Below are 23449 nucleotides of genomic sequence, written 5' to 3'. Positions count from 1 at the left end.
CGCTGGCGCAAGCCGCCCGGTCAACGGCACGGTCCGACACGCCGTCCTTCCATGCTGAAGGAGAAAGGCGCGCCCCCGGCGATCCCCTGCGATTGGATCTGGACCAGACGCGGCGTTTCGATGCGCAGGTCCGTGCGGCCGCTGCCCGCCCCGCCACATTCGTAGCTTACCACCACCCGCTTCGCGCCTTCGTCAACCGTCAGCCGCTTGCAGCTGTCGCGGCCATGGCGGAGCTGGATCAACTGGCGAATGGCGGTGAGGCAGATGCGGCGCACGTCGCCCTTGCCGCCCTCTTCCGGCCGTTCACGCAATTCCCATTCCCCCGGCTCAAGGCCCCGAAGTGGTTGTTGTGCAAGCGCCTGAGACGCGACTGGCAATGTCGCGATCAACATCGCAGCGGCCGCACCCATGGCGCGCAGACCTGACGTCATTCGATAGCCCCCGTATTTCATCGCGGACTCCGGAAAAATCGGCTTGCCGTGCACGGCGGCGTCACCTTCCATGCACCCAAATGCGGCCTGTTGATAGCGCCAGCCCCCGCTAGAGCATCAACCTCCCCCGAAATCGTAACGGATTCGTGTCAGCCTTGCGCGAAGCTGTCCAGTGAAACCGGAAAGAGGCGGGAGCAAAAGGCGCAGTCGACACCGATAACCCCCTGGTCATCGGCCATGTGCGCCCGTTCTTCCGCCGGGAATCGGCCGATCACGCTGCGGATATGCGCAAGGTCGCAGCGGCACCCCTTGCTCAAGGGCACCGGCTCTGTGACGCGGACAACCTCTTCCTCGTGGAACAGCCGCCAGACGATGTCGGTCAACGGCAGCGCATCGTCGGTCAACTCCCCGTCGCTCAGCGTGACCGCCAGCGCCTTCACATGTTCCCATTCGGGATGATCATGGCGGGTATGCAGGCGTTCGCGGCCAACCTCTCCTTCAGGGAGATGCTGAAGCAGCATGCCCGCGGCGAGGCACCCCTGCCCCGCATCATGGCGCGTGGCGATGCGCACGATGCTGGGGATCTGTTCGGACTGGAAGAAATAATGTTCGGCCGCGTCCGCCAGCGAATCGCCGTCGAGCGGCACGATGCCCTGATAGCGCTCACCCGTGACCGCCTGGTCGAAGGTGATGGCGAGGAAGCCCTTGCCGAACAAGCCAAAGAGCGTCGGGTCGGGGCCAAGCTCCGCCAGCCTGTCAGCATCGAACTTGGCGTAGCCGCGCACTTCGCCGCCCTTGTAATCTGCGACAAGCAGGCTGACGACGCCATGTTCGTTATGCGCCTGCAATGTGAGCTGGCCGCCCGCATCCTTGAGCGTCGAACCAAGCAGTGCGGCAAGGACGAGCGCGGAGGCAAGCAGCCGTTCCACCGGCGGCGGATAGGCGTGGGCGGCCAGCACATCGTCCAGCACAGGGCCAAGGCGCAGGATGCGGCCGCGCGCATGACGTGACGGGATCGTGAAACCCTGGGCCTGGTCGATATCGGCGGGTGCGTTCAAGTCAGGCTCCAAAATGAGGTATAAGGCCGTCTTATGAAAAACCGTCATGCTGAACCTGTTTCAGCATCCATTTCTTCCCACGCGGAGAGTCCTGCGGGCACGATGGACGCTGACAAGCTCAGCATGACGACTAGAAATAACGTCGCCTCTGCGTGTTTCGCCCCTAGATAGGACGCGTTACCCGAATCTCAACCAAGGCGGCCCGCTGCCCAGAGCAGCACGGACTTCTGCGCGTGAATGCGGTTTTCCGCTTCGTCCCAGATCAGCGACTGTGGACCGTCGATCACTTCGGGCACCACCTCTTCGCCGCGATGGGCGGGAAGACAGTGCAGGAATTTGGCGCCCGGCTTCGCCTTGGCCATCAGCTCTTGCGTGACCTGATAGGGCATCATGGCCTTGAGCTTTTCGTCGGCATGCGGCTGACCCATGGAAATCCAGGTGTCGGTGACGACCGCATCCACCCCCGCCACGGCCTCGACCGGGTCGCGGGTGAGCGTGATGCCGGCGCCGAGGTCTTGGGCTTGTCTGATAAAGGCGTGGTCGGGCTCATAGCCTTCGGGGACGGCAATGCGCAGGTCGAACTTGAACAGGCCCGCTGCTTCGATGATCGAGTGCAGGACATTGTTGCCATCGCCGAGCCATGCCCATTGGCTGCCCGGCAAGGCAACGCCATGTTCGACCAAAGTCAGCAGGTCCGCCATGATCTGGCAGGGGTGCGACAGGTCGGTCAGTCCGTTGATGACAGGGACGGTGGCGTGCCGAGTCATCTCCTCGATCTTGGCATGATCGTCGGTGCGGATCATGATCATGTCGACCATGCGGGAAAGGACCCGAGCGGTGTCCGCAATGCTTTCGCCACGACCCAGCTGGCTGGTCGCGCCATCTAGGATGAGCGAGGTGCCGCCGAGCTGGCGGATCGCCATGTCGAAGCTGACGCGGGTGCGGGTGCTGTTCTTTTCGAAGATCATCGCCAGCGTGTGCCCGGCGAGCGGCGCGTCGGCATCTGCCTGACCCTTTGGCAGGCCCTTGCGCGCGGCTTTTCGGTCGATGGCGTCGGCGATCATGGCAGCGAGCGCGTCTGCGCCCGCGTCGGAGAGATTCAGGAAATGTCTGGTCATAATCAAACCCCTCAACTCGTTCGGGCCAAGCCTGTCGAAGCGCACTTCTCTATTCAAAAGAAGGAGTGCCCTTCGACACGCTCAGGGCGAACGGAAGTTGGCTATGCCGTTTGCGCCTCCGCAAAGCTGCGGGCACCGGCGGACAGCTTTTCGATGCATTCGGCGACATGTTCCTCGCCGATCACAAGCGGCGGCAGGATGCGGACGACATTCTGCCCTGCCGACACCACCAGCAGCCCATGATTGTCGCGCAGATGCGCCACGAAGTTGCGGGCGTCGGCACTGTCCTTCAGCTTGACGCCGAGCATCAGGCCAAGGCCGCGCACATCCTCGAACATGTCGTGATTGGGAATGAGCTGCTCCAGCGCGGAACGCAGGCGCGCGCCGATGCTGTTCACATGGTCGAGAAAACCCTCGCCCAGCACTTCGTCCAGCACGGCCATGCCGACCGCCATGGCGAGCGGGTTGCCGCCATAGGTGGAGCCATGCGTGCCGAACACCATGCCCTTGGCCGCTTCCTCCGTCGCAAGGCAGGCGCCGAGTGGAAAGCCCGCGCCGATGCCCTTGGCGACGGCCATGATGTCGGGCTGCACGCCATATTGCTCATGCGCGAAGAAGGTGCCGGTACGGGCATAGCCGCACTGCACTTCGTCGAGGATGAGGAGCATGCCCTTCTCGTCGCAGAGCTGGCGCAGGCCGGAGAGGAACTCCTGGGTCGCGGGCGTCACGCCGCCTTCGCCCTGCACGGTTTCGACGAGGAAACCGGCGGTGTTGTCATCGACGGCAGCCGCGGCCGCTTCCAGATCGTTGAACGGAACGACGGTGAAGCCGGGCAGCAGCGGTTCGAAGCCGTCGCGCATCTTGGGCTGGCTGGTGGCCGAGATGGTCCCGAGCGTCCGGCCGTGGAAGGCGTTGTCGAAGCTGATGATCTTGTGCCGGTGCGCCTCGCCATTGGCATAATGGTAGCGGCGCGCGGTCTTGATCGCGCACTCGACCGCTTCCGCGCCCGAATTGGTGAAGAAGACCGTATCGGCGAAAGTCGAATCGACCAGCCGCTGTGCGAACTTTTCACCAAGCGGCATGCCATAGAGGTTCGACGTGTGCATCAGCGTCGCGGCCTGATCCGCGATCGCCTTCACAAGCTTGGGATGACCATGGCCGAGCAGATTGACCGCGATGCCGCTGGCGAAGTCGAGATAGCGTTCACCACGCTCGCCGATCAGATAGCAGCCCTCGCCTCGCACCGGGCGGACATCGCACCGGGGGTAAACGGGCATGAGCGGCGTAATCGACATGGTGGCCCTCCCTTCGCTGGGCTGATGAAAAGTCTCAAAACGCAAAAAGGCGGCCCCCGCCGGGCCGCCCTTTGCGAGCGCTGCCTATACTAGCGGCGCTCAGGTGGTGCAAGCACCCTCTCGCCTGAGATGCCAGCGTCCGCCGGGATGACGGTGAATTACCCGATCTGGTTCCAGGCGTCGGCGATTTCCGCGATGATGTCGCGGGCCTGCTCGGCATGGTCGGGCGAGCGTTCCTTGGCGCTCAGCAGCAGCAGGCGGCGCGCTTCGCGGTAGATTTGGGCGAGGCCCATGGCGATGTCGCCGCCCTTGTCGAAGTCGAGGCTGGATTCGAGCGCGATCAGGATCGACATGGCGCGGGCCTGCTTGTCGGACACCTTCAGGCGGTCATTGTTGCGCTCGGCAAGCGCAGTGGCCTCAAGGGCGATCAGCAGCTCGTCGAACAGCACCTTGACGAGCGCATGGGGCGTCGCGCCTTCGATCCGGCTGCCCGAATGAACCGCTGCATAGCCGCGCGCCGCGCGATTGCCTGCATAGCCCTGAGAATAGAACATCTTATCTGACCCCTGTTATCAATTATCGCTTTTGGTCCACATGGCGACCTGCTGCTCAAGATAGGTCTGTGTCGCCTTGAACGCGGAAAGCCGCTTTTCCATGTTGGTGTAGATTTTGGAGAGCTGTGCCTGGTAGTCCGTCATCTGCTCGTTCAGCTTTTCCAGCTGCTCGGTGAGGTTTTCGGCCAGCTTTTCATATTTGGTCTTGGCAGTGGCGAGCGGACCGTCCTTCTGCTGGATCTTGTCGCGCACGCCGTCCATCAGCCCTGCAAGCCCCGGCGTCGTGTCCGACTTGACAGCCGGATTGAGCATCTGCGTGATCCCGGCCGCGTCGGCCGTCAGCGCCTTGTCGAGCGCGGCGGTGTCGAGCTTCAGCGTGCCGTCGCGGTTGGTGCTGACGCCGATCGAAGAAAGCGTCGTGTAGGCCCCGCTCGGCGCGAGCGCCGCCGAGGTCATCTGCGACAGCTGCCGCTTCATGTCGCGAACCGACGATTCGCCGTTCAGCGCGCCAGCGGTGGAGGGGTCCGATCCCTTCGCCGTGGCGGTGTTGAGCGCCTTCATCAGCGTGTTGTAGGCATCGACGAACTCGACCATCAGGTCGCGCATCGTGGTGGTCGGCTGCGTCGTCGCCAGCGTCACGCTGGTGCCCTGCGCGGCCTTGTTGAGGTCGATGCGCAGATGGGCGATCGCGGTATCGATGGTGTTGCTGCTGTAGCGCTGCTCCACCCCGTCAAGGCGAATGATCGAATCCTGCGCCTGCACCTGGCGCGTCATGCCGCCAGTCGTGCCGTCCCATGTGAAGGCGTCGAGCGCGGCATTGGCAGGTGATGACGTATTCGTGAAGGTGAAGCTGTTCGCGGCCCCGGTGGCGCCCTTCATCACAAGGCGCGTGCCCTGATTGTCAGTTATGACGCTGGCCGTCACGCCTGCGCCGGACGCATTGATGGCGGCGGCAAGATCAGCATAGGTTGCGCCCGCCGCGAGCGTGATCGGAACGGCGGCGCCATTGCCCACCTTGAGCGAAAAGCTGCCAGCGCCAAGCACAGTGGAGGCAGTTGCGTTCGCGGCGATAGCCGATGAGATGGTCTGCGCCGCGGCGAGTTGACGCACTTCAAGCTGAGCAGGAAGCTTGGGCGTACCGCCGGGCAGCAGGCTTACCGCCGCGATGCTGGGATCGTTGGAGGCAGGGTTACCCGCATAGCCGGTGCCCGCGAGCAGGCTATTGAGCGCATCGGCGAATGTGTCGAGCGAACTGGAAGCAGAGGCCAGCGCCGAAATCCGCGCATTATTGGCGCTCTGCCGGTCGGTGATCATCTTCTGCTTCGGGTCGCGCGCGGCGCTCACCAGGCTGGTGACCAGCGCCCCGGTATCAATGCCGGACCCGATGCCGAGCGCTGTCGAAATACTGCTGCTTACCGAAGTCATCGTCCGTCCTTTCGAGGATGAGAACGGCTCTAGAACGAAGACCTTTAGGAATGATTTTCATGAGGGAAGGAAAGACCGCGCTTGGCGATCTTTTACCTCAATGGTCAGTCGAAAGCAGTTGATCCACCGTTCCACGCTTGAGATGGGCCTGCGCAGCGTGCGCGTAGCTCGCCTGTTCCGCAATGCGCTTGCCCAGCGTCACCGCACTTTCCACCGCTTCCTTTGATGCGGGCGGCAAGGGCACGAGGATCATGGGCGCAGGCAGCAGCGTCTGGATTTCCGCTTCCGCGCCTTCCATGGTCGGCGTGGCCGAGGCCGATCGCAACTCCGCCAGGATATCGGCCACGCGCGCATGCACCTTGGCATATTCCGCCGCGCTGGCGAGATCATCTTCGGAAAGGCCCATATTCGTACCGCCGTCCTGCGGCTTGCCTGCTGGCGTATCCATGCCCTGCTGGGCAGCTACAGGCTGGACCGCGGGCACGGCCGAAGGCGTTCGGGAAGATACCCGATCAACCTGCGTTAAGTCGCTCCGCGAAACATATTCGTTCATGACGCACCATCCTAATGCGTCCCCATGAATATATTACGGCCAGCAATGCCTAAGATTTAGTTCACCGTGAGGTTTTTTATCAAGGCGTGGCGCCTCTCATCAAAAAATCACCCTGCCCCGTTCGGGCTGAGCTTGTCGAAGCCCTTCACTTTTCATGAAGAAGAAAAACGGCCCTTCGACAGGCTCAGGGCGAACGGGAGCAGGAGGCGGGTCCTAGAGCTTCTGGCCGTCGGCGTCGAAGCGCAGGTCGTCGGGCACACTGATGAAGGGCCGGTCCATCTCGCTGGCCATCCGGTTTTCCACGCGGAAGACGAAGGCGAGGACGGTCGCGACCGCCATGTAGAGCCCTTCATTGACGATCTGCCCGGCGCGCGAAGTGAAGTAGATGGCGCGGGCAAGATCGGGATATTGAAGGACCGTCACGCCATTCTGGTCGGCAAGCTCGCGAATGGCGGCGGCGATCGCGTCGCAGCCCTTCGCCACCACGACTGGCGCGGCATCCTGCCCCGGCTTGTAGCGCAGGGCGACGGCGAAGTGGGTCGGGTTGGTGATGATGACGCTGGCTTCAGCCACCGCCTGGCGCGTGGATCCGCTCAGCACTTCGAACTGGCGGCGGCGGATATGGCCCTTGAGTTCCGGCGAGCCTTCGCTCTCCTTATGCTCGTCCTTGATGTCCTGCTTGCTCATGCCGAGGCGTTTCGAGCGCTGCATGATTTGCGCGGGAACGTCGATACCAGCGATGAGGAACAGGCCGCCCGCCATGACGAGGCAGGTCATGATGAACATGTTGCCCAGTTCCGACATGGCGGGAGCAAGGCCCGACGAACCAAGGCCGATGATCGCGGTCAGCCGGTCCCAGATCAGCCAGACGCCGATGGAGCCGAGCAGCGCGACCTTGGCGATCGACTTCATCAGCTCGATAAGGCCCTGCATGCCGAAGATGCGCTTGAGGCCCGCTGCCGGATTGAGCTTCGACGCCTTGGGCGCGAAGGCGCCGGGGCGGAAGCCGAGCGAGCCGAGGATGGCGGGTCCCGCGATGGCGGCGAGCGTGGTCGCCAGCAATATGCCGCCGACCGGCAGCGCGATGCCGGTGAGCAGGCTCATGCCGCGCGCGGCGGGCGCGAAGTCCATGATATCCTCACGCCGGAAGCGCAGCGCCTCGATCAGCATCTGCGAAAGGGATTCGACGACGGAAGGTCCCGTCACCGCGATCCAGCCGATCCCTGCCATCACGACCAGCGCGGTCGCCAGTTCCTTGGACTGAAGGATGTCGCCCTTCTTGGCGGCATCCTGCAATTTCTTCTGTGTCGGCTTTTCGGTCTTTTCGCCGCCGCCATTGTCGCCAGCCATGTCAGCGGCCCTCCGCGATCGACTGGGCCTGGTCGAGCCCGGACTTAAGCGCGGCGGTCAGCCCCTCACCCATCACCGGCGCGGCGATGGCAAGCAGGATGAGGCCCGCCATGACGGCGACGGGCATGCCTACCGCGAAGAGGTTCAGCGACGGCGCGCTGCGAGCGAGCATGCCCATGATGATCTGCACCAACACCAGCGCGAAGCCGACGGGGAGCGCGATCGTGAGGCCCGCACCAAGCAGCGCGCCCCCGAACTGCACCAGATGCCACACCGCATCATTGCTGAGCATTGCGTCTCCGGGTGGCAGCGCCTTGTAGCTTTGCACCACGAAGCTGGCGAGCATCAGATGGCCGTCCATGCCGAGCAGCAGGAAGGTGGCGAGGATCGACAGGAATGTGCCGACCGCTTGGGTCGCCTGCCCCGAGGACGGATCGACCATGGCGGCGAAGTTCAGGCCCATGGTGTTGCCAATCGCCTCGCCCGCGACGAAGGCAGCGGCATAGCCGATCTGCACCGCAAAGCCCATGGCGAGCCCGGCCAGCACCTCGCCCATGACGAGCATCACGCCCGCGAAACTGGCGACGCCGTCCTGCGGCAGCTGGATGGTGACGCTGTTGAGCGCGGCGAGGCCAAGCGCAAGCGAGAGGATGAAGCGCAGCGGCAGCGGCACGGAGGGCGCGCCGAATACGGGCGCCGCGATGAAGGCTGCGCCCGGGCGGATCATGGCGATCAGCCAGATCCAGAGCTGCGTCTCCACATTCGCGAAGCCCGGCGCGATCATTGGAGCAGGTCCGGGATGCGTTCGAATATTTCGCGGGTGAAGTCCGCGATGAGGACAAGGATCGACCCGCCAAACAGCACCAGCATGCCGCCCACGACAATGATCTTGGGGATGAAGCTCAGCGTCTGTTCGTTGATCGAGGTGGCGGCCTGCACCATGCCGATGAGGACGCCAGCGATCAGGGCCGGGATCAGGATGGGCGCGGCGGCGAGCGCCGTGATCCAGAGCGCCTGTTGAGCAAGGCCCATGAAGAAGTCGGCGTTTTCCATGGCTAGATGCCTCGCGCGGTCATGTCGCGAAGGACCCGGCGAGAGACCCCATTGTCAGGGCCCAGCCATCCACCAGCACGAACAGCAACAGCTTGAACGGCATGGAGATGATCGTCGGCGACAGCATCATCATGCCGAGCGCCATCAGCGTGGAGGCGACAACGAGGTCGATGATGAGAAACGGCAGGAAGATCATGAAGCCGATCTGGAACGCCGTCTTCAGTTCGCTCGTGACGAAGGCGGGGAGCAGGATCGAGAAGGGGATGTCGGCGGGCGAGCGAAAGGCAGGCGATTCGGCGAGGTTGGCGAAGAGCTTCAGATCCGTCTCGCGCGTCTGCTTGGCCATGAAGCCGTGCAGCACCTTGCCCGACCGGCCGACCGCTTCCTCGATGCTGATCTGCCCCTTGCCATAGGGATCGAACGCCTGCGCGTTGATCTGGTCGATCGCGGGGCGCATCACGAAGAGGGAGAGGAAGAGCGAAAGGCCCACCAGCACCTGGTTGGGCGGGGTCTGCTGCAAACCCAGCGCCTGGCGCAGGATCGACAGGACGATGATGATGCGGGTGAAGCTGGTCATCATGAGCACGAGCGACGGCAGCACCGACAGCAGGCTCATCAGGACGAGGATCTGGAGCGACAGGGACAGCGGGCGGCCGTCGCCCGAAATCGCGCCCATCGCGCGGGTCAGCGCGCCGCCATTGTCGACCGGCGCCGCGGGTGCGGCCTGCGCGGCTGCCTGGGCGAGCGCGGGTTCAGCCAGCAGCACCCCAGCCGTCAGCGCAAGTCCGCCGATCAGCAGCGCCTTAGCGCGCACGATAGGGATCGCCTTCCGCGATCTTTTCGATCCGGCCGCGCGTGACGGACAGCAGTATCTTCTTGCCCTCGAACTCGACCACGGCGAGCTTGCCGAAGGTGCCGAGCGGGAGCGCTTCGAGCATCTTCAAGGATCGGCCGTCCTGCCCCGCGATCATGCCGGGCTGATATTTGCGCCAAAGCCACAGCGCGCCGAAGGCCATGCCGCCGACCAGCGGCAGGAGGATCAGCAGTTTGACGAAATACCAGAACATGAGGGCCGGTCCGCTATCATGGTTAACCGCCCTTCCGAATCAGAAAGATCGGCGCGCAGCAAGGGAAAAAGGATGGCGGCGCGATCAACCGCGCCGTTCGACCCCGGCCAGGCGGCTTTCGGCAGCAGCGATGTCGACGATGCGGATGCCATAGCGGCCATTCACCGTCACCACCTCGCCCTTCGCGATCAGCGCGCCGTTGACCATGATGTCGAGCAGGTCGTCGGCCTGACGGTCGAGTTCCACGATGCTGCCTTCCGCCAGGTCCATGACCTCCGCCAGGCGCAGCGACGTGGAGCCGACCTCCACCGACATGCGGACGGGAATGTCGGCCAGAAGGCGGAACTGGGGATTGCTGACCATCCGGCTCAATCCGTTGTCGGCAAAGCCGTCCATCCGCGGCGCTTCGCTCATGTCGCTCATTGTTCAGGTCCCTGTAAAAGCTTTTCAATCTGGAATGCGGCGCGGCCGTCCTGTTCGCCGATCGATCCATGAGCGACGATGCGGTCGCCCACGATCAGCGGCAGGCTGCGGCTGATATTGACTGGAATGATGTCGCCGGTCTTCAACTGCATGAGGTCGGCGAGCGAGAGATTGGGGCGCGCCAGCACGGTGCGGGCGGGCAGGCGGATGTCGCGCATGCGATTGGCGATGCGCGCCTGCCACACTGGATCGACGCGCTCCTCGTCCACCGGAGCCTTCGTCCCCATGAGCGGCTCCACCGCGCGCAACGACGACAGCGGGTAGAGCAGGTCGATCGGCCATTCCTGATCGCGCGCGATGCTGAGCATGAAGCGTTGCAGCACCATCTGCTCGCCTGGCTGCGCGGCGGATGCGAAGCCGATCCCGGTTTCGCGGATGACAAGGCCGATTTCCAGCGGCAGGATGTCGGCCCAACCTTCTGAAAGGCGCGCGATCACGCCTTCTGAAATGCGGCTGATCAGCCGGTCTTCGGTCGGGGTGAACTCGCCGCGCACGGGCAGCGGGCGATTGCCCAGGCCGCCGTAGAAGCAATCGACCAGCGTCGAGATCATGGCCGCGTCCATGCGCAGCAGCATCTGACCCTTTAGCGGCGCGATGCGATAGACGCCGATGCTGGAAAAGGTGGGCACTTGCGCCGACCACTGACCGAAATCCAGCACTTGCGCGTCGAGCATGGCGATATGCGGGCGCACGCCCGAGATTGGCTCGAACAAGGCGCGCAAACGCCGACCGAGCTTTTCGCCCAGCCGGTCGAGCCCGGACAGCAGCTGTGGTGTCTGCGATTCCCCACGCCCGAAAGCGTAGGTCTGAACGTCGTTCATCATAGTCCCCTGCCCTAGCGGGTCAGGGGACTTCCCGACCTTTCAGGCACCCCTATTGAATAACGAAATTGGTAAAATAAACGTTATCGATGCCGCCATAGCCCGTCTTTTGCTTCAAAACATCGTTGATAACGCCCTTGATCCGGCCCTGGAGCTGCCGCTTGCCTTCCGGCGTCGCCAGCATCGCTTCGGGCTGTTGGGCGAGCAGCATCAGCACCTGACTGCGAATCGCCATCTCGTGCGTCTTGATCGCCTCGATCACGCGCAGGTCGTAATAGGTGGATACCGCCACCGAAATCTGGGCGAAGGCGTCGGTGTCCGACATGTTGGAGGTGAAGGGCGCCTGCAGCTGGAAATAGGTCGCCTGATAGGCCGCCGGATTGGCGGGCGTGGGAAGGTCGATGCCCTTGCCCGGATGCGCGGGCGCATGGCCCCCGCCGCCGCCTTCACCATGCCCTTCGCCGCCCATGCCATGAGCCTTCGCGACTTCCTCGGCGCTCTCGCCCGCAAGGACGAGGACTGGCTTGTTGGGATCTTCCTTGGGGCCCTCTTCCTTGGCGCTGAAGAAACCGGCCGCGTAGAGCCCGCCAGCCGTGCCCGCACCACCCAGGACAAGCGCGGCGGCGGCCAGCAGGATCATCTTCATGCCCCCGCCCTTTTTCTTCTTCGCCTTCGCCTCGTCGCTCATCTGCCGGTCCCCCGAAAATCCTGGATCTTAAGCGTAACGCGCGCGCGCCCGGCCATGGGCGGCAGGCTGCGCGTCCGCATGGTTAAGAACGGCAGGATCGCCGGAGCCTTTAGGGCCGAAGCCATTATTTTCGCGCCCCTGCCAGCGATTTTGCTGACCCTGGGGCTGGCCCATATTCTGGCCGTTATTCTGCGCCCAGGCGGAGCTTTGAGAGCCTTGCTGCGGCTGTTGTTGCTGCTGTTGAGAAGATGACTGGCCACTTGTTTCGGCGCGGTGCGCTTCAGCCACCGCAGGCGCGCGTTCCACCTTCAACTCGGCGATGCGCACGGCAGCAAGGCCCGCGTCCAGCTTCAGCCGGTCGCTATCCTGCCGCAAGGCCGCCTCCGCTGCCTCGCTGGCAACGGTCAGGCTGACTGCGGCGCCGTCGGTGTCGTGCCGAATGTCCACCTGCACCGCGCCCAGATGCTGCGTATCGATCTGGAACCGACCCTGCGCGCCGTTTGCCGACAGCCCTGCAATGTCGCGAGCAAGCCCGTCGATCCACTGGCCGGAAACACCCATGTCGACGACCTGAGCGCCAAGGCTCGCAGACAAATCGGGCGATGGCGAAGCGGGAACTGCGCTTGGTACGGACAGGCTGGCGGTTTGCGGAGCCGCGACCGGAGGAGCAGCGGGAGCTGCGTCAGGGGACGGCGGAACGACGGACGAATCCAATGCCGGTTCGGCTGAACGCGCGGGCGTTTCGGCTTTCGCATGCGCAGCGGCGGAAACCTGTTCGCCGACGCGAATGGGCGCGCCGGTCTGGCGCGCGGCCACCTGTTCACGCACGATTGCCAGGAGAGCGATCGCTTCCGCCTTCACCGGCTTGCCATTGAGGACGGGCGCTGCGGGCGATACGCCTTCGGGGGCTGGGCTTTCGCCTGCCATCACCGCCACAGGCGCGTCTGGAACCGCCGAGGATATCTTCCCCTCGCCGCGAGCGTGGCGCTGGTCTGGGGCGATCCTTTCAGGGTCGCTTTGGATTGGCGCAGGACCGCGCGAGGGCGCCGATGGCACAGGAACCGTCATAATCGGTGCCACATTGGGTGCGGCAGCTACAGGTTCGGAGCCGTCTGTTGATGCATCGGCTACAGGTTCAGGATTGACTGGCGGAACGGCTTCAGCTGCCATGACGGGCTGCGGCACTGGAGCCGTAGCCGCAGGGTCCTGCTCCGTACGTTCGACCTTTGCCTTCTGCTTGGGCGAGGATTGGGTTTCGACCGGCGAGGCTTCCGCCATGACGGGAATGGCAGGCCCCGGCTCAGGCTCATCCTTGTGAGCGGCAGGATGAGCCTTGGGCGACTGGGCAGGCTTAGTCCCCTTATCCGGTACTGCGGCTTCCGGCTGGACGGGTGCTTCACCCGACGCATCTGGCTCAGGGATGGGTGCTTCGTCCGGCAAGCTTGTCTCGGACTGCGCCTGGGAAGGCGAAGGCTCAACCTGTAGCTGCTGCTCCACCGGAACATCTGCGGCCTGCTTGACGAGCCCGAGCGCTCGGCCGGGCGGCAATTGCGACGGCAAGGATTTGCCGGCGGCAACCGCTATGGCAAGCCCGTGCGGGACGTGGCCCCGCGCATGCGTGGCCTCGGGCGGAGCCATGTTTATCGGGAGGCCGGAGGGAGCGGTAGCTGTGTCCTGCTGTTCAATGGGCGGAGCATCGGCCGCAACGGGCGGCACAGCTGGTCCCTCGATCTGCGGCAGGGCCGGAGCAACGGCGGTCTCTTCCGCCATGGTGCCGTTGAAGAGCGCGGCGAAATCGGTCGTCTCGCCTGGCGTGGCAGGCTGAATCGCCGCTACGCCCGGCGCGGCTGAGGAAAAGAGCAGTGCCTTCAGGCTGGAAAGCATGTTCATCTCATAGGTCTCCCGTCCGCTGCATCCGGCGGTAGCGCGGCAGGGCCGCCAGCTTGTTTTCCCGCCATTCCTCCAGGTCCGCGCGGGCGCGATCCTTGAGCTTTTCGGCGATTTCGCGATCCCGATTGGCCGCAAGGGTCAGGCCTTCCTTGGCCTCTACCTTGCGGCGCGCATCGTAGAGCGCGCCATCCAGCTGACGGCCAGCCTGCTCGAGCCGGCCAGCAAGTTCCTGCATCGCTGCAAAATTCGCGCCAGTTGCCATGCCGGGGTCGGAAAAAAGATCGTTCCGCACCTTGCGCAGCCGGTCGGCATTGCGTTCGATGCCGTCTGCCTCGTCACGGGCACGGGCCGTTTCAGCGACAGCCATGGCATGTTGCACATGGCGGACGCGCAGCACGCGGTGGCGCGTCTTGAGCGCGCCCTTCATGCGCCGAACTCAGCGATGAGAGCACCAGCGCTGGTGTCGAGGTCGATCCGGCTTTTCTGATCCTGCCGGATGAAATCGAGGATTTCCTGGCGGCGTTGCACGGCTTCGTCGATCACCGGGTCATTGCCCGGGCGGTAGGCGCCCATCAGGATCAGGTCGCGATTTTCTTCATAGGCGGCCCACAGGCGGCGGTAGGAGGCAGCGGCCATGCGATGATCGTCCGGCACCACGTCAGCCATGACGCGCGAGAGGGACTTGCCGATGTCGATGGCGGGGAAGATCGCCTGTTCCGACAGATGGCGCGAAAGGACGAAATGGCCATCCACGATCGCCCGGGCGGCGTCCACGATCGGATCGTCGGTGTCATCGCCGTCCGCCAGCACGGTGTAGAGCGCGGTGATCGAGCCGCCGGTGCGGGCATCCACCCCTGCCCGTTCCACCAGACGGGGGATCAGCGCAAGCGCGGAGGGCGGATAGCCCTTCATCGCGGGCGGTTCGCCGAGCGCAAGGCCGATCTCGCGCTGGGCATGGGCGCAGCGGGTCAGGCTGTCGATGAGGAGCAGCACCTTCTTGCCGCGCGCGCGGAAATATTCGGCGATGGCGGTGGCCCGCGCGGCGGCGCGCAGGCGCAGCACCGGGGGATGATCGGCGGGCACGGCGACGACGATGCTCTTGTGCATCGAATTTTTGAGCTTGGTTTCCAGGAAGTCGCTGACCTCGCGGCCGCGTTCGCCGATCAGGCCCGCGACGACGATGTCGGCTTCCGCGCCTGCGATCATCTGGCCCATCAGGACGGACTTGCCCACGCCCGACCCAGCGATGATGGCAATGCGCTGGCCGCGCCCGGCGGTGAGCAGCGCGTTGACCGCGCGCACGCCAAGGTCGAACGGTTCAGTCACGCGGCCCCGGTCGAGGACATTGCCCTTGACGCCATTGAGCGGCCAGCTGCCGCCGGCGATAATCGGTCCCTTGCGGTCGAGCGGCTGGCCCATGGCGTCGATGACGCGGCCGATTAGCCCCTCGCCCACCTGCACCATGTTCGCCTGGCTGTCCGGTTCTACCCGTGCACCATTTTCCAGCGGTGCGTCGGCATCCAGCGGCACGAGCAGCGTCTTGTCGCCGCGAAAGCCGACCACCTCGGCGCGGCAGATGGTGCCGTCCGACGCGATCACCCGCGCGCCTGCGCCGATCGGCTTGCGAAAGCCCGTGACCTCCAGCATGCCCGCATCGTGGCTGACGAGACGGCCGACGTGACGGGGTGAACGGTTCTGGACCTGGAGATGGTCGAACAGGCTTTCCGCCTGGGCAAGCGATGCCTTGATCATGCCCAAACCCCCTTCATGAACGGCCTTCCATGTCGTCCATCAGCGCACGCAGGCGCGACAGGCGCACGTCCGGGCCATCCTCGACCCAGCCGTCTGCGGTTTCGAGCCGTACGCAACCGCGATGCATGGCGGGATCACCGACCAGCTTCACGCCGATCGCTTCGCCTTCCAGCATGGCGACATCGTCGGGATGCAGGTGGAGCGCGCTCTTGTCCTCATTATCCTCGATGAAAGCGGCGACCGTGTCGCAGCGCTGGACGAGCCGCTCCAGATCGATCTCGACCTCGCCGACAATCTGTTCGACCAGCCGGACGACCGTGGCCGACAACATGGTGGAGAGCATGCCGCTGGGCGCGGGCGAAAGATTTTCCAGTGCTTCGGCGAGGCGAGCGCGTGCTTCGGCATCCGCGGCGGCGGCATCGCCGACCACCCGGCATCCTTCATCGAAGCCGAGCGTGAAGGCCTCCATCCGGGCCTGTTCGATGATGTCCTCGTCGGTCATGGCGGGCGCGGCATCGTGCATCGTCCTGCCGGGCGCCGGGGCCGCGTCGGAATAAAGGCTGCGGAAGCTGCCGTTTTTCACCTGCCCCATGCCGCCCAGGGGGATGCTCGACGCATCCCGGCTGCTGCTCGCGTCCCAGACCTTAAACAAAATCGTTCCCCTTGCCGCCGAGCATGATGGTGCCAGCGTCGGCCATGCGGCGCGCGGTGGCGATGATCAGCTTCTGCGCCTCCATCACCTCTGCCAGGCGAATGGGGCCGCGTTCCTCGATCTCGTCGGCGATCGCCTGCGCGGCGCGGGCGGACATGGCGCCGAAGATCTTGCCCTTCAGCATCTCGTTCGCGCCCTTCAGCGCCACGACCAGCACGCTGCTGTCGATGGTGCGCATCAGCGTGCCCATATTCTTGTCATCCATGTCGATCAGGTTATCGAACACGAACATCTCTTCTTCGATGGTCTGCGCGATCATCTTGTCGCGCTTGGCCACCGCCTTCATGATCCGCTGTTCATTTTCCTTGCGGACATTGTTCATGATCGCAGCCGCCTCGATCGTGCCGCCGCGCTGGGACGCCGCGCCCTGCTTCTTGGCCGTGGAGCCACGCAGCAACAGCTGTTCCAGGTCATCCAGCGCTTCGTTCGACACCGGACCCAGGGTTGCGATGCGATAGACGATCTCTTCCTGATACTCAGCGGGCAGCAGCTGGAGCACATCGGCGGCCACCGGCGCTTCCAGATGGGCGAGCACGATCGCCATGATCTGCGGATGCTCCGCCTCGATCAGGGACGCCACTTCCTTGGCGTCCATCCACTTCAGCATTTCGAGCTGGGTGGAGCGGGTCGGAGGCGTGATGCGCGCCAGGATGGTTTCGGCGCGCTCCTCGCCCAGCGCCTTGGTCATCGCGCCACGGATGTGACGGGTCGCGCCATAGCCGATGGTGGTGCGCTTCTTCGCCTTGGTGACGAAATGGTCGAGCGCCTCGTTGACTTCTTCGACAGCGACGTCGGCGACGTCATACATGGCGTAGCCAAGCTGGCGAACTTCGTCGGGTTCCAGGCGCGAGAGGATCTGCGCGGCTTCATCCTCGTCGAAGAGCATCAGCAGGACGGCGGCGGCGGCGCTGCCCTTGATGGCGGCGGGAGCGGTATCGACCTCAGCCATTGTCCTTCTTCCCTTCCTTCAGGAGGTCGCGGACGACAAGGGCGGCACGATCCGGGTCCTGCTTCACGAAGTTGCGGATAAGGTCGGCGCGCTGTGCATAGTCATAGGTGGACGAGATCATGTCGAGCGTCACTGCCTTGCTGCCGTCCGGCGCGATCGCCGCCTGCTTGGTGATCTCGGAGGAGATTTCACGGCCGATCTTCTGACCCTGCGCAGCGGTCTGCTCGGCGGCGGCTTCCTGAGCAGCGGCGCGTCGCTTCAAGAGCGGGCGGCCGATGCCGAAGATCACCAGCAGCGCGACGGCCAGCGCCGACAGGTTGCGCACCAGCGGAGAGATCCAGTCCGCCTCATACCAGGGGGCTTTCACTTCTTCGGCCTTGACGAAGCTGCGCGAGGACAGCGCGACCACGTCGCCGCGCGCCTGATCGAAGCCGACCGCGCCCTTCACCAACGCTTCCAGAGCCGCGATTTCCTGTGCCGAGCGGGGCTTGCCATCCGCGCCATTGTCCAGCGCCACGGCGACGGACAGCCGCTTGACGGTGCCGACCGCGTCCCTGGTCACAGAAACTTCGCGGCCCAGTTCGAAGCTGCGGTTGAAGGTTTCCTCGGTCTTCATCGGCGCGCTTGCCGGGGTCGCGGGCTGATTGGCCTGCGTTCCCTGGCTGACAGCCTGCCCGTTGGGATTGGTTTGCGTGACGGTCGGGTTGACCGGGGCCTGATTGCTAAGTGCGCCCGGTACGCCGCTTGCTTCGCCGCCAGCGCCCTGGCCGCGCGGGTCGGACGCCCAGCTGCCGGTTTCAGTGCGCAGGCGGGCTTCGTCCTGCGGATAGGTTTCGCGGGTCGCCTGACGCTCTGCGAAGTTGAGTTCGGCGCGGACTTCCGTCGAGAATTTGCCTTCGCCCAAAATCGGGGTCAGCAGTGCGATCACCGACTGGCGATAGCGGTCCTCGATCTTGCCCTGCACCGCAAGCTGGCGGTCGTCGGCGGCATTGCCGTCATTATTGCTGAGCAGGCGGCCATTCTGATCGACCAGCGAAATCTGATCGGGGCTGAGTTCCGGCACCGACGAAGCAACGAGGTGGACGATGGCGCTCACCTGCGCATCGGTCAGCGTGCGGCCCGAAGCCAGACGCAGCATCACCGAGGCGGAGGGCTTGGCCCGTTCGCGCAGGAACACGCTTGGCGGTTCGACGGCCAGGTGCACCTTGGCGCTTTCGACGCTGTCGATCGCCTCGATCGTGCGAGCCAGGTCCATTTCGCGGGCCGAACGGAGCTTTTCGCCTTCCACGGCGCGCGACGCACCCATGGGCAGGCTGTCGATCATGCTGTTGCCGTCGGGCGCGCTCTTGGGCAGGCCTTGAGCGGCGAGCATCATCTTCGCCTTAAAATAATCATCTTCGGCCACGGTCATCGCGCCCGAATTGTCGAAGTCGTAAGCTAGGCCATTCTGGTCCAGAACCTGCGCCACGGCCGACTTGTCCGCATCGGGCAGGCCACGGAACAGGTCACGCTGGGGCGGTTCGCGCAGCGCCAGCCAGGCAGCGCCAGCCGTGGCGACGACGCCCAGCAGGCCGAGCAGCGGCAGGCTCTTCGCCACCGCAGGCTGTTTGATGAAGCCGGTGAAGCGCGCTTTCAGCGCATCGGCGCCCTTCGCGCCGCCAAAGGCAGGGGCGCTGGTGGCGGGGAGAGCGGTCGCGCCGCCATCGAGGGTGAGTGCGTTCTCGCTCATGGATTATACCGGCATGCTCATGATGTCCTTGTAAGCGGACAGGAGTTTGTTGCGGACCTGGAGGGTCGCTTCGAAGCTGACCGACGCCTGCTGCTTGGCGAGCATGACGGCGGCGATGTCGGTCGTTTCGCCCCGTTCGAAGGCGGAAGCCGCCTCGCCTGCCTGAGCTTGCAGGCCGTTGACCTGCTGGAGGGCGGAGTTGAGCGCATCGGTAAAGCCGCCGGGCTTGGTGCCCTCGGCCCCGCCAACGCTCGCGCCGCCGCCGACCGTGCCGGTTTGGGCAACATCGCGGAGAGCCGCGTTCTTCTGGAGGATGGCGTTGCGGATCGCCATCACGCTGTCAGTCGGGGAAATGCCGGTCATGCCCTACCTCCCTCAAGCCGCTGCAAGTTCGCGCATTTCGGCGAGCCGGTAGCGCAGGGTGCGTTCGGAAATGCCGAGCTTGCGCGCGGCGGCGGCGCGGTGGCCGTCCGTCTCACGCAGCGCGGCGCGGATGGCGTCGAGCTTCGACTGGCGAGCGACGTCGCGCAGGCTGATCGTTCCGGCAGGCGCGGGCTGCGCATCGACTACGCGCAACTGCGGCGCGCCAGCGATGTGCAGGTCTTCCGCGTCGATCCGGTCACCTTCGCGCAATACGATGGCGCGTTGGAGGACATTGCCCAGTTCGCGGGCATTGCCGGGCCAGACATGGGCGGCGAGCTTTTCCAGTGCCGCAGCGGTCGGCCAGACGAATTCCTGATGGCGCAGCAGCATGGCCGCTGCGATGGCGGTCACGTCGCCAGCGCGCTCGGCCAGCGGGCGCAGTTCCAGCGGCATGACATTGAGGCGCCAGTAAAGGTCTTCGCGGAAACGTCCGGCAGCGACTTCAGCGGCAAGGTCACGGTTGCAGGCCGCGATGATGCGAACATCGACCGGCACGGGATGGGTCGCGCCGACGGGCAGGATTTCCCCTTCCTGCAACGCACGAAGCAACTTTGCCTGCAGCGCCAGCGGCAGTTCGGCGATTTCGTCCAGGAACAGCGTGCCGCCATCAGCGGCGAGGAAGAGACCATCCGAAGCGTTGGCCGCGCCGGTGAAGCTGCCCTTCTTATGCCCGAACAGCATCGCTTCCATCATGGTTTCGGGAAGCGCGGCGCAGTTGACGGCAATGAAGTCGCGGCTGATGCGGCCCGACTGGGCATGGAGGAAGCGCGCCATGCCTTCCTTGCCGGTGCCGGTATCGCCCTGGATCAGGACCGTGGCGTCGCTGCGGGCAACGCGGCCAGCCAGCGTCATCAGGCGGGTGCTGGCTGCGTCGCCCACTGCCGGGACGCTCGCGGGGCGGGCGAGCTCGGCGATGAGGGCGAAGGCAAAGCCCATATCTTCGATATTGAATGCCACGCGGGCAGGCAGGCCGTTGGCGGCAGGCACCAGCGAAGGCTTGCCCTCGATCAGGTTGATCAGGATATCGCGATGGGTCGCATGGCCGATCTCCGTCGCCAGCAGCACGCGGCGCTCGTCACGCTCGCGCGGGCTCTGCGCATCGACGATGCGTACCATGTAAAAGGCATTTTCCAGCCAATGCTGCAGGCCCGGAACGAGCGCGCAGACACCTCGGCTCACGTCAAGCGACGACATGACAGTCCCATCCATTTTCGGCTGGCTTGTGCCCCCGCACGCCCCAACTCCCTTCGATGCTCTGACAAATGCCCTTCCCATGGTTATCATCTGGTTAATGCGGCAATAACCTTGCTGCCGGGCGGCAATTTTCTTCCGCTTTGCCGGGGCGGTGGATCGGCTTCCATAGGACAGCCCTCCGCAAAACCCCGGGATTTGCGAGCTTTTTGAACTTTCTCAGAAAAAAATGCGCTTGGCCCTAAAAGCTTTTTCCGCCGCGCCGTTATCCCCTTTCGAGGCCGCAAGCAGCCTGATGGCAGCGACCTGATAGGACATAGAAAGGGAATATCATGACTGTTATCGGAACCAACTCCTCCGCTCTGCGCGCCGCCAACGCTTCGGCTCTCGCAGGCAAGTCGCTGAGCACCGCCATGGAGCGTCTGTCGAGCGGCAAGCGCATCAACAGCGCCAAGGACGACGCGGCGGGCCTCGCGATCAGCTCGCAGATGACCTCGCAGATCAAGGGCATGACCCAGGGCATCCGCAACGCCAATGACGGCATTTCGCTGGCTCAGACGGCGGAAGGCGCTCTGAGCGAAGTTGGCAACATGCTGCAGCGCATGCGCGAGTTGACTGTTCAGGGCATGAACGGCACCAACGACACTAAAGCACAGGCAAACATCAAGACAGAAGTCGATGAGTTAGCTAAGCAGATCAGCAACGTCATTGCCAATACTCAGTTCAACGGCAAAAATCTTTTCACCGCCGCGACAGCCAGCGTCGATATACAGGCTGGTGCAAATTCGACTGACTCAATTACCATCACGCTGGGCGCTCTGGACCTGTCCGCAGTGGCGACCAGTACGGGCGGCACTCTCACGGGAACGACGGCCGCTCCGACATTCGTCGCTGCTGATTTGGCAAAGTATGACACTGCGATGGAGACCGTAGCAACAAAGCGTGCCACGCTTGGCTCGGTTCAGAACCGCCTAGAATCGACAATTAATAACTTGACTGCAAACGTCACAAATCTGTCCGACGCCAAGAGCCGCATCGAAGATGCTGACTTTTCGACGGAAACGACCGCTCTCGCCAAGGCGCAGATCCTGAACCAGGCTTCGACGGCGATGCTCGCTCAGGCGAACCAGAGCCAGCAGAACGTCCTGAAGCTGATCCAGTAATCCGGTTCAGCGAACCAGATTGACCGGCTGAGGTATTGGTCACCTGACAGCCAGTCATGGGAACCCGGCGCATCAACAGTCCCCACCGCGCCGGGCAACCACCTTCGATCGAACGGCCAGCATTCGAAGCCTCCGTCCCCCCGGGCGGAGGCTTCACCGCATTTTGGGGCGCCAAGGCTTGCATTATGCGATCATGCGCCCATCATTACGGCCATGATGGATATCGACCGGCGCGCGCTGATCGGCGCATCAGGCGCTGCCCTACTCCTCCCCGGAACCGTGCTCGCCCAGCAGGGAGGCGAGCGTTTTTCCTGGGACATGGTGATTGCTCGCGCCAGGGGTCTTGCGCGGCAGCCCTATCGGGAAACGCCGCATCATCCCGGTGCCCGCAAGGTAGATTACGAGGCGCTCTACAAAGCCCGCTTTCGTGAGGATCGGACGATCTGGGGCGATCTGCCGGGAGATACCGGCGTGCAGCTTTTCCCCTTGAGCGCCTCTGCTGAACAGCCGGTGGAGATTGCGCTGGTGGAGAATGGCCGGGCCACGCCGCTGCGCTATGATCCGACGATCTTTGACGCGCCTGCCGACAATGCGGTGCGGCAGTTGGGTCCGGACGCAGGCTATGCGGGCTTTCGCGTCATGAACTCCGCGCGCGATGGAGACTGGCTGTCCTTCCTCGGCGCCAGCTATTTCCGCTCCCCCGGCGCAACCAAGCAGTTCGGCCTGTCGGCCCGCGCGATCGCGATCAACACCAGCATACAGGGCAAGGAGGAATTCCCCCGCTTCACCCATTTCTGGCTGGAGCGCACGGGCCCAAGCGGCCTCACCATCTACGCCCTGCTGGACGGCGCTTCGATCACCGGGGCCTATCGCTTCGTGACTGAAAAGACGGCGCAGGGCGTGCAGCAGGATGTCGATGCCGCGCTGTTCGCGCGCCGCCCGATCGCGGAGCTAGGGCTGATGCCAATGACCAGCATGTTCTGGTATGATCAGGCAAGCCGCGCATCCCGCACCGACTGGCGGCCGGAAATCCATGATTCCGACCTGCTGGCAGTCGGCAGCGCGGACGGAACGATCCATGCGCGTCCGCTCATCAATCCCGCCGCCCCGCGCGTCGACGCCTTTGCCGAACGCAACCCAAAGGGCTTTGGCCTGATGCAGCGGGACCGGAATTTCGAAAATTATCAGGACGACGGCGTCTTCTATGAACGCCGCCCCTCGCTATGGGCTTCGCCGCGCAAACCATTCGGTGCCGGGCAGGTCCGGCTCTACGCATTTCCCACGACCAGCGAATATGTCGATAATGTGTGCGCCTATTGGACACCAGCGGCGGCGGTTCGGGCGGGCAGCCGGATCGATGCGAGCTACCGGCTCGACTGGTCATCGGCGGGTGGACCTGCAACGGGCATCGCGGTGCTCAATAATGTGTGGACCGGTCAGGCGGGTGAAGCGTGCGTGGACCGTCTGATCCTGGATTTTTCCGGCGTGGCAAAGGATGCGCGGCCCGACATCTGGGTCGATCTGGCTGGCGCTACGCTGGTCAGGAAGGGCGGATATCCAGTCCTTCATCAACCTGGCCTCTTCCGCGTGGCGCTCGATCTGCGACGTGAGAGCGGCAACGCGGCCGATGTCCGCGTTCAGCTTCGCTCCGGCAATGCGGCCATGAGCGAATATGTGCATTATCCGCTGGGCGCTTGAATTAACCGGCAGGGACCGGGCGCTTTGACGCGTCCGTCATGATTTT

The 23449-nt window shown here is 64.3% G+C and carries 25 protein-coding genes; 2 read left to right on the top strand and 23 right to left on the bottom strand.

Annotated features, from left to right (window positions below):
- Nucleotides 1-20 precede the first annotated feature (20 nt).
- The 23 genes from MU848_RS05015 to MU848_RS04905 all read right to left on the bottom strand — a co-directional run bounded on the left by MU848_RS05015 (nt 21) and on the right by MU848_RS04905 (nt 20545).
- A complete protein-coding gene (locus MU848_RS05015) occupies nt 21-431 on the bottom strand; it encodes a DUF3617 domain-containing protein (protein ID WP_247230602.1) in 411 nt (136 codons plus the stop codon).
- Nucleotides 432-580: 149 nt separating this feature from the next.
- Nucleotides 581-1537 (bottom strand): Hsp33 family molecular chaperone HslO, encoded by a 957-nt coding sequence (gene hslO / locus MU848_RS05010; protein WP_380800283.1) that lies wholly within the window; start codon nt 1535-1537, stop codon nt 581-583.
- Nucleotides 1538-1677: 140 nt separating this feature from the next.
- Nucleotides 1678-2607, bottom strand: a complete 930-nt coding sequence (gene argF, locus MU848_RS05005) for an ornithine carbamoyltransferase (protein ID WP_247230600.1) — start codon at nt 2605-2607, stop codon at nt 1678-1680.
- 101 nt (nt 2608-2708) lie between these two features.
- Nucleotides 2709-3902: an aspartate aminotransferase family protein gene (locus tag MU848_RS05000; RefSeq protein ID WP_247230599.1), complete on the bottom strand. Its 1194-nt coding sequence runs from the start codon at nt 3900-3902 to the stop codon at nt 2709-2711.
- A gap of 158 nt (nt 3903-4060) precedes the next feature.
- Nucleotides 4061-4456, bottom strand: a complete 396-nt coding sequence (locus MU848_RS04995; protein WP_201514721.1) for a flagellar export chaperone FliS — start codon at nt 4454-4456, stop codon at nt 4061-4063.
- 18 nt (nt 4457-4474) lie between these two features.
- Entirely contained in the window at nt 4475-5881 is a 1407-nt protein-coding gene (fliD, locus tag MU848_RS04990; RefSeq protein ID WP_247230598.1) for a flagellar filament capping protein FliD, read from the bottom strand.
- A 97-nt stretch (nt 5882-5978) separates the two neighbouring features.
- Nucleotides 5979-6434, bottom strand: a complete 456-nt coding sequence (locus MU848_RS04985; protein ID WP_247230597.1) for a hypothetical protein — start codon at nt 6432-6434, stop codon at nt 5979-5981.
- A 213-nt stretch (nt 6435-6647) separates the two neighbouring features.
- Nucleotides 6648-7784 (bottom strand): flagellar type III secretion system protein FlhB, encoded by a 1137-nt coding sequence (flhB, locus tag MU848_RS04980; RefSeq protein ID WP_247230596.1) that lies wholly within the window; start codon nt 7782-7784, stop codon nt 6648-6650.
- Between the two features lies 1 nt (nt 7785).
- Entirely contained in the window at nt 7786-8568 is a 783-nt protein-coding gene (gene fliR / locus MU848_RS04975) for a flagellar biosynthetic protein FliR (RefSeq protein ID WP_097092148.1), read from the bottom strand.
- The gene (gene fliQ / locus MU848_RS04970; RefSeq protein ID WP_097092149.1) at nt 8565-8837 is read right to left on the bottom strand and encodes a flagellar biosynthesis protein FliQ; all 273 of its coding nucleotides are present in this window, start codon (nt 8835-8837) and stop codon (nt 8565-8567) included. The genes fliR and fliQ overlap by 4 nt, the downstream gene beginning before the upstream one ends.
- 19 nt (nt 8838-8856) lie before the next feature.
- The gene (fliP, locus tag MU848_RS04965) at nt 8857-9651 is read right to left on the bottom strand and encodes a flagellar type III secretion system pore protein FliP (RefSeq protein ID WP_247230595.1); all 795 of its coding nucleotides are present in this window, start codon (nt 9649-9651) and stop codon (nt 8857-8859) included.
- Nucleotides 9641-9904 (bottom strand): FliO/MopB family protein, encoded by a 264-nt coding sequence (locus MU848_RS04960; RefSeq protein WP_097092151.1) that lies wholly within the window; start codon nt 9902-9904, stop codon nt 9641-9643. Before MU848_RS04960 ends, fliP begins: the two co-directional genes overlap by 11 nt.
- An 84-nt stretch (nt 9905-9988) precedes the next feature.
- On the bottom strand, nt 9989-10327 hold the full coding sequence (gene fliN / locus MU848_RS04955; RefSeq protein WP_097092152.1) for a flagellar motor switch protein FliN: 339 nt from the start codon (nt 10325-10327) through the stop codon (nt 9989-9991).
- Nucleotides 10324-11208 carry a flagellar motor switch protein FliM gene (locus MU848_RS04950; RefSeq protein ID WP_247230593.1) on the bottom strand — a complete coding sequence of 295 codons (885 nt, stop codon included), beginning with the start codon at nt 11206-11208 and terminating at the stop codon, nt 10324-10326. Before MU848_RS04950 ends, fliN begins: the two co-directional genes overlap by 4 nt.
- A gap of 52 nt (nt 11209-11260) precedes the next feature.
- Entirely contained in the window at nt 11261-11896 is a 636-nt protein-coding gene (locus MU848_RS04945; protein WP_097092153.1) for a flagellar basal body-associated FliL family protein, read from the bottom strand.
- Nucleotides 11897-11923: 27 nt separating this feature from the next.
- Nucleotides 11924-13786, bottom strand: a complete 1863-nt coding sequence (locus MU848_RS04940) for a flagellar hook-length control protein FliK (RefSeq protein WP_247230592.1) — start codon at nt 13784-13786, stop codon at nt 11924-11926.
- A gap of 1 nt (nt 13787) precedes the next feature.
- Entirely contained in the window at nt 13788-14213 is a 426-nt protein-coding gene (locus MU848_RS04935; RefSeq protein WP_097092154.1) for a flagellar FliJ family protein, read from the bottom strand.
- Nucleotides 14210-15538 (bottom strand): FliI/YscN family ATPase, encoded by a 1329-nt coding sequence (locus tag MU848_RS04930; RefSeq protein ID WP_097092155.1) that lies wholly within the window; start codon nt 15536-15538, stop codon nt 14210-14212. The genes MU848_RS04935 and MU848_RS04930 overlap by 4 nt, the downstream gene beginning before the upstream one ends.
- 13 nt (nt 15539-15551) lie before the next feature.
- Nucleotides 15552-16130 (bottom strand): FliH/SctL family protein, encoded by a 579-nt coding sequence (locus MU848_RS04925; RefSeq protein ID WP_380800641.1) that lies wholly within the window; start codon nt 16128-16130, stop codon nt 15552-15554.
- Between the two features lie 52 nt (nt 16131-16182).
- Nucleotides 16183-17199, bottom strand: coding sequence for a flagellar motor switch protein FliG (gene fliG / locus MU848_RS04920; protein ID WP_097092156.1), 1017 nt, complete (start codon nt 17197-17199; stop codon nt 16183-16185).
- On the bottom strand, nt 17192-18928 hold the full coding sequence (gene fliF, locus MU848_RS04915) for a flagellar basal-body MS-ring/collar protein FliF (protein WP_247230589.1): 1737 nt from the start codon (nt 18926-18928) through the stop codon (nt 17192-17194). The genes fliG and fliF overlap by 8 nt, the downstream gene beginning before the upstream one ends.
- 3 nt (nt 18929-18931) lie before the next feature.
- Complete coding sequence (gene fliE, locus MU848_RS04910; RefSeq protein ID WP_247230587.1) at nt 18932-19291, bottom strand: flagellar hook-basal body complex protein FliE; 360 nt, start codon at nt 19289-19291, stop codon at nt 18932-18934.
- 12 nt (nt 19292-19303) lie between these two features.
- The gene (locus MU848_RS04905; RefSeq protein WP_247230586.1) at nt 19304-20545 is read right to left on the bottom strand and encodes a sigma-54 interaction domain-containing protein; all 1242 of its coding nucleotides are present in this window, start codon (nt 20543-20545) and stop codon (nt 19304-19306) included.
- 329 nt (nt 20546-20874) lie between these two features.
- Here MU848_RS04905 and MU848_RS04900 point away from each other — a divergent pair, with 329 nt between their 5' ends.
- Together MU848_RS04900 and MU848_RS04895 are read left to right on the top strand one after the other, a co-directional pair.
- The gene (locus MU848_RS04900; RefSeq protein WP_247230584.1) at nt 20875-21705 is read left to right on the top strand and encodes a flagellin N-terminal helical domain-containing protein; all 831 of its coding nucleotides are present in this window, start codon (nt 20875-20877) and stop codon (nt 21703-21705) included.
- Between the two features lie 213 nt (nt 21706-21918).
- Nucleotides 21919-23403 (top strand): glucan biosynthesis protein, encoded by a 1485-nt coding sequence (locus MU848_RS04895; protein WP_247230582.1) that lies wholly within the window; start codon nt 21919-21921, stop codon nt 23401-23403.
- Nucleotides 23404-23449: the final 46 nt, after the last annotated feature.

The sequence above is a fragment of the Sphingobium agri genome (genome assembly GCF_023051225.1).
GTDB classification, from domain to species: domain Bacteria; phylum Pseudomonadota; class Alphaproteobacteria; order Sphingomonadales; family Sphingomonadaceae; genus Sphingobium; species Sphingobium agri.
This window is presented reverse-complemented; position numbering and strand designations above follow the sequence as displayed.